Below are 11,777 nucleotides of genomic sequence, written 5' to 3' on the forward strand. Positions count from 1 at the left end.
CTACGTCCCTTCATCAACTATGTTCCTTCCGCCGCGGCCTTCTGGGACACGATTGCGGCCTTGTGCTGCATACGGTTTTGCATCTGGTCGATAATCACCGCCACAATGATGACGATGCCTTTAATCACCATCTGCCAGAATTCACTCACGCCCATCATCACCAGCCCGTCGGCAAGAATCCCGATGACAAACGCGCCAATCAGCGTGCCCAGAATCGTACCGCGCCCGCCCGCCAGCGACGTTCCGCCAAGCACCACAGCAGCAATCGCGTTCATTTCAAAGGCGGTACCGGTTGCCGGATGGCTGGCGACCAACTGAGAAGACACCACGATGCCCGCGATAGCCGCACAAAAGCCGGAAATGGTGTAGACCCAGACTTTGACCTGACGCACTTTGACGCCGGAAAGTTCAGCAGCACGTTCATTGTCACCAATCGCATAGACATGGCGGCCGAACGGCAGGCGGCGTGCCACGTAAGCAATCACCACGGCCAGCACCAGCATCAGCCAGATAGCCAGCGGTAATCCCAGGATCGTGGCGGAACCAATCAGCTCAAAACCGGTATTGCCCAACTGCGGATTACCGCCCAAACCGGGGAACGTTTCCCCACCGGAAATCAGCATCGATGCCCCACGCACGATGTACATCGTTCCAAGCGTGCAGATAAAGGGCGCAACGTTATACCGAGTGATGATCCAACCGTTAATAGCGCCAATGAGCGCGCCAATCAGCAGCACGACAGGCACGATGATCCACACGCTGGGGAAAATCGCGACGCCGAACATCGGCAGCACAATTCCCTGAGTAATCATGTAGCCCGCCACCATGCCGCATAGCCCTAACGTGGCACCGATTGACAGGTCAATCCCAGCGGTGATGATGACAAACGTGATCCCCAGCGCCAGAAACGCATTGATGGCAATGTGCTTCACCATGATGATCAGGCTGCCGGTGGCCAAAAATCCGGGCACCGTGAAGGCAAAGAACCCCAGAATCAGGAACAGCGCGATAAACGTGCGCAGCCTGAGAATCAACAGCAGGATGCTCTCTCGTGAGCGTACAAACTTACCCGGTGATAGCGCGCCGGACGCTGCCGGAAGGTGAGTCGTTTTCATGTCAGAACCCTTGTGCACTTGCCGAAACCAATGCCGACTCGCTGGCCGACTGACGCACGATATTCGCCGTCAGCTTGCCATTCGACATCACCAAAATACGGTCCGATACCGCCATAATTTCTTTCAGATCTGAAGTGGAAAACAGCACGCCGATGCCCTGTTCGGACAGCCCGACCATCATTTCAAACACATCGGCCTTGGCACCTACATCGATACCTCGCGTTGGTTCATCCAGCAGCAGCACCTTGGGGCTGGTCAACAACGAGCGGCCAATCACCACTTTTTGCTGATTGCCACCGCTGAGCGCCTGAATTTCCACTTCAGGCGAAGAGACTTTGATCGCCAGTTGCCCAATCGTGCTGGCAACCACCTCCTGCTCCTGTCGTTGGAAGATCGCCATGCCGTATTTCAGCCGCCGCCACAGGCTGGCAATCGTGAGATTGGAAGCCACCGACGAAAGCGGAAAGATGCCGGTTTTTTTACGATCTTCCGGCACCAGACTCATGCCCATACGAATGCGCTGCGCGGTAGCAAGACGCGGATTCACCGGTTTGCTATCGAGATAAATCTTGCCCAGATAGTCATTCTGAATACCCAGCAGACATTCGAAGAGTTCGGTGCGGCCCGCGCCCATCAGCCCGTAAATGCCGACGATTTCCCCTTCACGCACCATCAGCGAGACATCATTAACCACCTGATGCCCGGCATCATTGAGGCAGGTAAGGTGCTCCGCTTCCAATATCGGCGCGCCAAACGTTCTGCCAGGATGCAGGAAGCTGGTGACAGGGTCACCGCCGAGCATTTCCCGCACGATCCACGGCACGTCGATGTCGCTGACGGCCGCCTCTGCCTGAAAACACCCGTCGCGCAGGATGGTGATGTAGTCGCCGATCGCCATCAGCTCTTCCAGCCGGTGTGAAATGTAGATAATCGACACATTCTGGCGAGTCAGCTCGCGGATCACGCGAAACAGAATCTCTACCTCAGTTTTGCTCAGCGCGGAGGTGGGTTCGTCCAGAATCAGAATGTCGGCCTGATCCGCCAGCGCCTTGGCAATTTCCACCAGCTGCTGTTGGCCGACTTTCAGGCTGGCAACCTCGGTACGCGGGGAAATATCCTGATCGAGGCGCGCCATCAGCTCCGCCGCAATCCGCTCCTGTGACAAATAATCGATAGGCGCAACGCCCTTTTGCAATTCTCGACCCAGGAAGATGTTCTCCGCCACGCTCAGGTTCTCGGACAGGTTGAGTTCCTGATGCACCATGCCGATGCCTTTTGCCGCCGCATCACGCGTATCCGCGATGCGCACCACTTCGCCATTCAGTAGAATCTGGCCGGACGTCGGCTGCTGCACACCGGCCAGAATCTTCATCAGCGTCGATTTACCCGCGCCGTTTTCACCGATAATCACGTTAACCTTGCCGCGATAAACGTTGTAATCGACGTTATCCAGCGCTTTGGTGCCGGGAAACAGCATGGTGATGCCGCGAGTCGCCATGACGATATCGGGTCGGTTCACCGCGTTTGATTGCAGAGAAGCGTCTGGTTTTTCCATCACTGCGCCCCTCCGCTGCTCACTTCAGTCAGGTTTAACGTCATCGGCACCGCTTCGCTGATGCCCTGTTTGGTCACCACCAATGCCGCCAGTACGTTAACGGACTTGCCCTGCACACCTGCATCCAGCGCCGGCAATGACGCAAGCGCTTTGTTATTCAGCGCACGAGCCAGTTGGGCAAACTGAACCTGATTTTTGAAGTCATCAAAGCGAATAAATCCAGCCGCATCGCGAATGGCATTGCCTTTGACGATAGGCCCTAATTGAAGCGTGACGGCGTCACCTTGCACATCAAGCGTCAATTTTCCTTCGCGACTTTCCCGGTCAATTCCGCTGACCGTGCCCTGAAGCCTTGCGTAGACGGCTTTACGCCCTGAATCCTCCAGCTCGGCCTGCGTTTTCTTCACATCATCCCAGGACAGCGCCTGCTGCTGCGCAGCTGGAAGCAGCGTTGGCTGCCACAGCGCTGTCGCGATGTTCTCTGGCGTCATGGAGCTATAGCCCGGCGTAGCCGTGGGGTCGACCGGAATGATCGGTTTACCGTTTTCATCCAGATCGACCACCGTACAGGCCGACAGCAGCAAGGCACAGAGCCCAATCCAACTGGCGCGGTATCGTTCATCGAACAGCATAACGACTCCTTTATCAGCAGGAGCTGACGCTCCTGCCGCCTCGATTACGGTTTCAACGCAAAGGTGTTGAGTTTGGTCGCATTAGATTCGTCGATCAGAATGCAGTCCATCAGCTGTTTTTCTTCGTGCTGTGCCTTGCCGTTCTTCAGGTAGTAATCCGCCTGTTCGACTGCCATCTGCGCCTGCTGCCAGCCGGGTTGCAGCACCGTGGCCTTGATGTTGCTTTTATTGATGATGGAATCACGCACGTAGTCGCTGCCGTCAAAACCCACCACAATCACGTCGTGACGCCCCGCCGCTTTCAGCGCGGCTTCCGCCCCTAGCGCCATGGTGTCATTGCCGGAAATCACGCCGGTGATACCTGGGTTTGCCTGCAAGATGGCTTCCATGCGAGTAAAGGCTTCCGTCTGGCTCCAGTTCGCCGTTTGTCTGGCGACTCGCTTCATGTCGCTATATTGGTCGATCACATCGTGGTAGCCCTGCGAACGGACGTGCGCATTGGTGTCTGACTCACGGCCAATCAGCTCGACGTATTTGCCCTTCTGCCCCATCAGCTCGACGAATTTCTCCGCACCGAGCTGCGCGCCCTGATAGTTATTGGAAACGATCTGCGCCACGGCCACGCCGGTTTCATTGATTTCACGGTCGATCAGGAAAGCGGGAATACCGGCAGCTTTCGCTTTTTTCAACGGGCCAATGGTGGCATCGGCCCCTGCATTATCCAGAATGATGGCTTTCGCCTTGCGGGCAATGGCGGTTTCAATCAGTTGGTTTTGTTTGCTGACATCATCGTCATGCGACGCCACCAGCGTGGTGTAGCCCAGTTCGATGGCTTTGGTTCTGGCACCTTCGGCTTCGGCTTTAAAGAATGGGTTGTCGTGCGAAGGGGTAATTATGGCGATCAACCCGTTATCTGCGGCGAACGCACCGGCAGAGAAGGAAAACATGATAGCCAGCAGGGAGGATTTCAGACGGTAAGGTTTCATTGTTATTCTCCTGTTTGAATATATATTCAATATTGAATTAACATTCAAATGAAGTTTTACAACCAACCGAAAAATTGTCCAACAGCAAAAACAGGAATAGCGAAGCAGCTCACAAATTGTTTACATTTTGCGCGAGGCGATAGTTGTAAGAGTCGTGAAGAAACAGCGACGGGAGAGATAAAAAATTTCCGGGAGAAATTTTTAACGTTGCGTCAGCAACGGCCCGCAGGGTGACGGACAAGGAGGTTCGTCATAAAAATGCGGATGACGAATGCCATCCGCAGATTACGTGCTACTGGTGATTAACTATGGAGTACGACCTACAACAGGAACAACAACTCAAGCGCTACGAGGATTTATTTTCGGCGGCATCCTCCTCCGCCTGTTCTTTGATTTCTTCATACTGGAGCGAGAGCGGGCCGCACCAGCGCTGCGCCAGCCAACTGGCGACCACCACCAACAGCCAGCTAATTAACGTCGCCACCACCAAATCCTGCGGCCAATGCATGCCGAGAACCAGACGGCTACCCATCACGCCGCTGGCCCACAGCATCAGGATCACCACCGTTTTATAATGGCGACGTGCCCACAGCAGTCCGACGCCCAGCAGCGCCCAGGTTGCGGCAAACATGGTGTGCCCAGAAGGGAAAGCAAAGCCGGTTTCAAATTGCCAATGGCTGCGTAGCCATTGTGGGATCTGTGTTTGGTCCTGCAACTGTGTCTTCACCAGTTCCGAACGCTCATTGCGCGGCAGCGAATAGAAATAGCTGTCGTCCACCTGATGATTTTTCTCCAGCCAAACCACATAGGGCCGTGATTCCTGCACCCACTCTTTAATCGCCGATTTGATTCCCTGCCCAATCAGCACCGTAATCGCCATGATGACCAACAGGCCGATCGCTGGCTTCAGGCGAAAACGCAGGCACCAGAGAAACCAGAGGCTTAGCACAATGCTGGTCAGAATGCCCCACGGCGATGTCACCGTTTCGGTAATCCAGAAGAGTACGCGTAACCAGAGCCCGTCATACTCCGGTTGCCACTGCCAACCGCTCATCCAGATAATCATTGGCATAATCAGTAATAACGCTGCGCCGATGGTGGTTCGTTTGGCAATTTCGTACATAGTTTCTTCCCATAATGCAGATAGTTTCTTCCCATAATTCAGTATGATGCTTTGCAACAAAACTTTCACAATTCTATCAGAAAATCCGACACGGACTGTCAGTATGGCGTAAAATAGCGCTCAGTTCTGTCAACGAACCTGAAACCAGACGGCGGTCAGGCCACGTTGTAATTCAATTTTTATGACGTTCTTAAACAGGCTTTTTTGCTGGTCAAGCACGGTGGGCAGCAGTAGGATTCGCCTCAGCATTCTTGTTTTTGAACATGGTTTTTTAGACACAGCTTTTTTGGATACAGATTTTTTGGAGAAAAGTATGCAGCTAAAACGGGTGGCGGAAGCCAAGTTACCCACTCCGTGGGGCGATTTTCTGATGGTGGGTTTTGAAGAGATCGCCACGGGTCACGATCACCTTGCACTGGTTTATGGTGATATTTCCGGTTCAGTTCCCGTACTTGCCCGCGTGCACTCCGAGTGCCTGACGGGGGATGCCCTGTTTAGCCTGCGCTGCGACTGTGGTTTCCAGCTTGAGGCCGCATTAGGCCACATCGCTGAAGAAGGCCGCGGCGTGCTGCTATACCACCGTCAGGAAGGCCGTAATATTGGGCTGCTCAATAAAATCCGCGCTTACGCGTTGCAGGATCTGGGGGCGGATACGGTGGAAGCGAATCACCAACTTGGGTTCGCCGCCGACGAGCGCGATTTCACACTGTGCGCCGACATGTTCAAGCTGCTCGACGTTGATGAAGTTCGCCTGCTGACCAATAACCCGCAGAAAGTGAAAATACTCAATGAAGCAGGCATCAATATCGTTGAGCGCGTGCCATTAATCGTCGGGCGCAACCCGAAAAACGAGAACTATCTGGCGACCAAAGCGGCCAAAATGGGTCACTTGCTGGATATGAAGTAACGATCCCGCTTCACGTCAGGATCGTTTCTTTCAATGCTGACAGCCGGTTTTTAACCGGCTGTTTTATTGGGATCAGTGCTTGAGGATGTACATGTCTTGCGTGTAATAATCACCACGCACGTTGGGGGAAAAACCACCGATGTAGGTCTTAACCATCTGCGGCTGGACATAGTAGTAGATGGGCAACAAAGGGATATTGCTATCTAAAATATCCGAGGCTTGTTGATAAATCGCCTCCTTCTCCTGCTTATCCTTCGCCGTCAGCGCCTTTTTCAACAACGCATCATAGTGTACATTACTGAATTTACCATTGTTGTTGCTGTCATTCGTTTCCAGAGTATTCAAGAACGTACTGGCTTCGTTGTAATCCCCAGTCCAGGACTGTCTGACCACCTCAAAGTTACCGGTACGTACGGTATCCAGCATCGTTTTCCATTCCTGATTTTGCAACGTCACTTCCGACCCAAGATTCTTCTTCCACATTGAACTGGCGGCAATCGCCACGCGTAAATGCGACTCGGAGGTGTTGTAAAGCAAGTTGAATTTCAGCGGATGCCTGTCATCAAACCCAGCCTCTTTCAACAGTTTCTTCGCTTCATCATTACGCTGCTGCTGCGTCCAGCTTGCCCACTCGGGATCCTTGCGCTGGAAACCGCCTACATTTTTGGGAATCAAGCTGTAAGCCGGCGTCTGCCCCATACCTAGCACATTGTTTGCGATAATATCTTTATCCAAACTGAGATCCAGTGCACGACGGACGCGTGGATCGTCAAAAGGCGCTTTTTGCGTATTGAAGCGATAAAAATAGGTTCCGATCTGTGGTGATACTTTCACCTCCTGCGGATACTCTTTTTTCAGCGATGCAAATTGAACAGGCGACAAAATGCCCGTGACATCAATTTCGCCAGATTTATAGCGGTTCAGCTCCGCCGCCTGCGAACTGATCGGCAGGTACGTCACTTTGTTAATGACGGTATGCGCGTTATCCCAATACTGGCTATTGCGCTTGCCGACGATACGTTCGTTAACCACCCATTCGCTCAGCGTATAGGGGCCGCTGCTGACGAAATTCCCGACCTGCGTCCAGTTATCAGGGTGTTTTTCGATAACTGCTTTCGGCAGCGGGACCAGAACATGGTACGCCGACATTTCCAGGAAATACGACAGCGGGTGTTCCAGAGTGACTTCAACCGTGTGACTATCCAGCGCTTTCACGCCCAGCGAATCCGGCGCTTTCTTGCCTGCCAGAATATCCGCCGCGTTCTGCACATACATGCTGGAGACGTAAGTGCCGTAAGGCGACAACGTTTTAGGGTCGCTAAGGCGTCGCCAGCTGTACACCACATCATCCGCAGTAATCGGTGAACCATCGGACCATTTGGCATCAGGCCGCAGGTGGAATGTCCACACCGTGTTGTCTTTATTATCCCAGCGCTCGGCCAGTCGTGGCTGAATGGTGCCGTCATCGCCCACGCGAACCAGATTATCGAAGAAGTCATTGATAATGTGGCCTTCTACATCGCTTTCCACCTTATGCGGATCTAACGAGGCAGGTTCTGAACCATTGCCTCGCACCAGCTCCTGTTTATCCGCCAGTTCCACACCAGCAGGAACCTGAGCAGCAAAGGCCGATGTCATCGCGCCTGTTGCACACAGCGTGAGAAGCAGCAGCGAATGTTTAAAGCGTTTTTTGATCAACTCATTCATATAACCTCCTGTTATATCCCCGTCATTCTCAAGCGGCATTGGCGTTGTATTCGGGGCGTGGCTGGGCAATAGTTTTTACTTATTCCCCATATAGTTAGCATCACGACAACATAACCACAATTCATCTAAGGATTCGAGTATTTAATGTGAAGAAACGTGTGCTGGTGCGTTAGGGATAATATATCTTTCTAGCCGTAAGGAACGAACGTTACACGGCTTGGATTAACGCTTCATTTTTAGCCGTCGATAGTCCAAGCTATAAGCCTACCTAGCTATAACAAATGGAGCAGCAGGCGCAAATAATCGCTGATTATTTCGTTTTAAAAAACATACGGCTATCAAGCGTGGAAAATTCTGAGGGCGCGGGGAGATGTCACCCTTGATGGCGATATTTCTGAGACAGAAATACGGCAACAATATCAAAAAACCATGCAGTTCTTTCCCTGGAATTAATGATGACATTGACCGCAAAATTGCCTGCATTTCTGCTTATAGCCACGAGTTTTCTTCTTGTCGGTTGTCCCGGTTCAGGCGATCGATTACAGCCGGACGAATTGACGTCAGTCAGACAAGCGGCAAACGATCTCTGTTTTTTAGTTAGCGATGCGCAGGATTATCAACCTACTCTTATCGCTATCAGCACAAGAACCGCTCAGCCACAGGAATGGACGCTGTATGAAAATCCCAGCGTCGTCGTTACACAAGGCGAACTGTGCATTCCTCCTTCTTTTTACCGCTTTTCAGACGACAGGACATACGTCGTCAGGTATATCCTGCAATCGAAAAAGCACAGCGATTCACGAAGAAGCATCGTCTCTGCGATAGCATTTACGCACGGTAACGTCCGAAACGTACCGCTGAGGAAGGATGAAGCTGCGTATTACTGACGTATTCGCTCTTCGAGTTGAGCGAATCCACCGAGAGCCGGATTTCAGCCCTCGGTGGCGAGACATAAAATTACAGCATATTGCGGATAACGTAGTGCAGGATGCCGTCGTTCTGGTAGTAGGTTAGTTCGTTACGGGTATCGATGCGGCAGCGGGTGCTGATGGTCTGCGTGTTACCGCTGGTATCCGTGATGTTGATCTCAACCGTCGCCCCTGGGGTCAGCTGATTTAGCCCTGTAATCGAAATTTGCTCGTCGCCGGTTAATTGCAGCGTTTTACGCGTCACACCGTCAGGAAACTCCAGCGGCAGAATCCCCATCCCGATCAGGTTAGAACGGTGAATACGTTCGAACGATTCGGCAATCACCACGCGGACGCCCAACAGACGTGGGCCTTTCGCGGCCCAGTCACGGCTGGAGCCGGAGCCATACTCTTTACCCGCAAACAGCGCCAGCGGGACATTTTCGTCCTTGTAGCGCATCGCCGCATCATAGATCGTCATCTCATTCTGCGACGGGATGTGGCGGGTATAGCCGCCCTCTTTACCGGGCACCATCTCATTACGGATACGAATGTTGGCAAACGTCCCGCGCATCATCACTTCGTGGTTACCACGCCGTGAACCGTAAGAGTTGAACTCCGCAGTTTCGACGCCGCGCTCCAGCAAATATTTCCCTGCTGGGCTATCGCGCTTGATGTTGCCTGCCGGCGAGATATGGTCGGTGGTGACCGAATCGCCCAGCATCGCCAGAATGCGTGCATTGTGGATATCCTGAACCGGCTCAGGCTCTTTCCCCATATCCAGGAAGAAAGGCGTCTGGCGGATATAGGTCGATTCTTCCGGCCATTGATAGGTAGGATTGTCATCGACCTCAATATCTTGCCACTCCTGCGTGCCTTCAAACACGGCGGCATACTGTTTGTGGAACATGCCTGCGCTGACGTTCAACACCGCGTCCGCCACCGCTTTGGCCGACGGCCAGATGTCTTTCAGGTAGACGGCTTTTCCGTCACGATCTTCACCCAGCGGTTCTTGCGTCAGATCGACGTTCATATTCCCTGCCAACGCATACGCGACCACCAACGGCGGCGATGCCAGCCAGTTCGTCTTCACCAACGGATGAATACGACCTTCAAAGTTGCGGTTACCTGACAGCACCGCGCCAACCGTCAGATCGCCTGCTTTTATCGCGGCTTCAATCGCATCCGGCAGCGGACCTGAGTTACCAATACAGGTGGTGCAGCCGTAGCCCACCAGATTGAATCCCAGCTCGTCGAGGAACGGCGTTAATCCCGCTTTAGCATAGTAATCCGTTACAACCCGCGAACCGGGTGCCAGCGAGGTCTTGACCCACGGCTTGGTTTTCAGACCGCGCTCTACGGCATTTTTTGCCAGCAGTCCGGCCGTCATCAGCACGCTCGGGTTAGAGGTGTTGGTACAGGAAGTAATCGCGGCGATCACGACGGCCCCCTGCTGTAAACGGTGCGTTTCGCCTTCCAGCGTGAATTCTTCATAGTCAGAATGGTTCTTCACCGTGCTGACTTCCAGCTCCCGGCTGGCTTTAAAGGCTTCAGGTACGCCCGCTAACGGCACACGATCCTGCGGGCGTTTCGGCCCTGCCAGACTGGTTTCCACCGTCGACAAATCCAGTGCAAGCTGGCTGGTAAAGACCGGTTCATCACCCGCATTACGCCACAGCCCCTGCTGCTTACTGTAGGCTTCCACCAGCGCGATCTGCTCTTCCGCACGGTTGGTCAACCGCATGTAGTCCAGCGTGATTTGATCGATAGGGAAGAAGCCACAGGTTGCACCATACTCCGGTGCCATGTTGGCGATGGTCGCGCGATCCGCCAGCGGCAGCGAATCCAGTCCATCGCCGTAAAATTCCACAAACTTACCGACCACGCCGTGTTTACGCAGCATCTGTGTGACTGTCAGGACCAGATCGGTTGCCGTGATCCCTTCGCGCATCTTGCCGCTTAGCTTGACGCCGACCACGTCAGGGATCAGCATCGAAACAGGCTGCCCCAGCATCGCAGCCTCGGCCTCTATTCCGCCGACGCCCCAGCCGAGCACGCCCAAACCGTTAATCATCGTGGTATGCGAATCGGTTCCCACCAGCGTATCGGGATAGGCAAACTGTTTGTCGCCCTGCTTTTCGTACCAGATGGCCTTGGCGAGATACTCCAGGTTCACCTGATGGCAAATTCCGGTTCCCGGCGGCACGACGCTGAAGTAACTAAAGGCATTCTGCCCCCAGCGCAAAAACTCATAACGCTCACGGTTACGCGCCATTTCCAACTGCGTGTTATCCGTAAGCGCCTGACGATCGCCGAAGTGGTCAACCGTCACCGAGTGGTCGATAACCAGATCGACTGGCGACAGCGGGTTAACTTTATTCACATCGCCGCCCAGCCGTTTCACCGCCGCTCGCATCGCCGCCAAATCGACCACGGCGGGCACGCCGGTAAAATCCTGCATCAGTACGCGTGCGGGACGATAGGCAATTTCCCGATCGACATGGCCCGTTTTCAGCCAGTCTACGACCGCCTGAAGGTCGGCCTGCTCTACCGTGTCACCGTCCTGATGGCGCAATAAATTCTCCAACAGCACTTTGAGCGACTTCGGTAATTTATCGATGTTACCGAGCGTTTTCGCCGCCGTCGGCAGGCTGTAGTAATGGTAAATCTGCTTCTGTACCGTCAGTGTGTCCAGACAAGTGTCGCGAAGGTGTGATGACATGCTTCCTCCCAAATTAACTTGCTATTCGTTATTCTGCATCGGGCGATTAATCAATAACCAGCCTGAGCTTGCGGTCTTATTTAAAGATAACACAAACAAAAAATAACGTTTTTGCAACAATG

At 53.4% G+C, this 11,777-nt stretch carries 9 protein-coding genes; 2 read left to right on the forward strand and 7 right to left on the reverse strand.

Translation table 11 applies throughout. From position 1 onward, the window contains the following. Positions 1–17: 17 nt before the first annotated feature. The 5 genes from BJJ97_RS17350 to pgpB form a co-directional block, all read right to left on the reverse strand. The gene (locus BJJ97_RS17350) at positions 18–1,115 is read right to left on the reverse strand and encodes an ABC transporter permease (RefSeq protein WP_095994767.1); all 1,098 of its coding nucleotides are present in this window, start codon (positions 1,113–1,115) and stop codon (positions 18–20) included. Position 1,116: 1 nt separating this feature from the next. Beyond that, a complete protein-coding gene (locus BJJ97_RS17355) occupies positions 1,117–2,670 on the reverse strand; it encodes a sugar ABC transporter ATP-binding protein (protein WP_095994768.1) in 1,554 nt (517 codons plus the stop codon). Beyond that, positions 2,670–3,302, reverse strand: coding sequence for a DUF2291 family protein (locus BJJ97_RS17360; protein WP_095994769.1), 633 nt, complete (start codon positions 3,300–3,302; stop codon positions 2,670–2,672). Before BJJ97_RS17360 ends, BJJ97_RS17355 begins: the two co-directional genes overlap by 1 nt. Positions 3,303–3,346: 44 nt before the next feature. Then, positions 3,347–4,288 carry a D-ribose ABC transporter substrate-binding protein gene (locus BJJ97_RS17365; RefSeq protein ID WP_167385206.1) on the reverse strand — a complete coding sequence of 314 codons (942 nt, stop codon included), beginning with the start codon at positions 4,286–4,288 and terminating at the stop codon, positions 3,347–3,349. Positions 4,289–4,634: 346 nt separating this feature from the next. Next, positions 4,635–5,411: a phosphatidylglycerophosphatase B gene (gene pgpB, locus BJJ97_RS17370; RefSeq protein ID WP_095994770.1), complete on the reverse strand. Its 777-nt coding sequence runs from the start codon at positions 5,409–5,411 to the stop codon at positions 4,635–4,637. Positions 5,412–5,724: 313 nt separating this feature from the next. On the opposite strand from pgpB, the gene ribA reads away from it, so the two are divergent. Then, positions 5,725–6,318 carry a GTP cyclohydrolase II gene (gene ribA / locus BJJ97_RS17375; protein ID WP_010302319.1) on the forward strand — a complete coding sequence of 198 codons (594 nt, stop codon included), beginning with the start codon at positions 5,725–5,727 and terminating at the stop codon, positions 6,316–6,318. Positions 6,319–6,390: 72 nt separating this feature from the next. Here ribA and BJJ97_RS17380 read toward each other — a convergent pair whose 3' ends face one another. Next, a complete protein-coding gene (locus tag BJJ97_RS17380) occupies positions 6,391–8,025 on the reverse strand; it encodes an ABC transporter substrate-binding protein (RefSeq protein ID WP_095994771.1) in 1,635 nt (544 codons plus the stop codon). Between the two features lie 452 nt (positions 8,026–8,477). On the opposite strand from BJJ97_RS17380, the gene BJJ97_RS17390 reads away from it, so the two are divergent. Continuing rightward, positions 8,478–8,912, forward strand: coding sequence for a putative T6SS immunity periplasmic lipoprotein (locus tag BJJ97_RS17390; protein WP_227003535.1), 435 nt, complete (start codon positions 8,478–8,480; stop codon positions 8,910–8,912). Between the two features lie 70 nt (positions 8,913–8,982). Here the strand turns inward: BJJ97_RS17390 and acnA are convergent, their stop codons facing one another. Next, positions 8,983–11,655: an aconitate hydratase AcnA gene (gene acnA, locus BJJ97_RS17395; protein ID WP_095994773.1), complete on the reverse strand. Its 2,673-nt coding sequence runs from the start codon at positions 11,653–11,655 to the stop codon at positions 8,983–8,985. Between the last annotated feature and the right edge of the window lie 122 nt (positions 11,656–11,777).

The sequence above is a fragment of the Pectobacterium polaris genome (assembly GCF_002307355.1).
Lineage (GTDB): Bacteria > Pseudomonadota > Gammaproteobacteria > Enterobacterales > Enterobacteriaceae > Pectobacterium > Pectobacterium polare.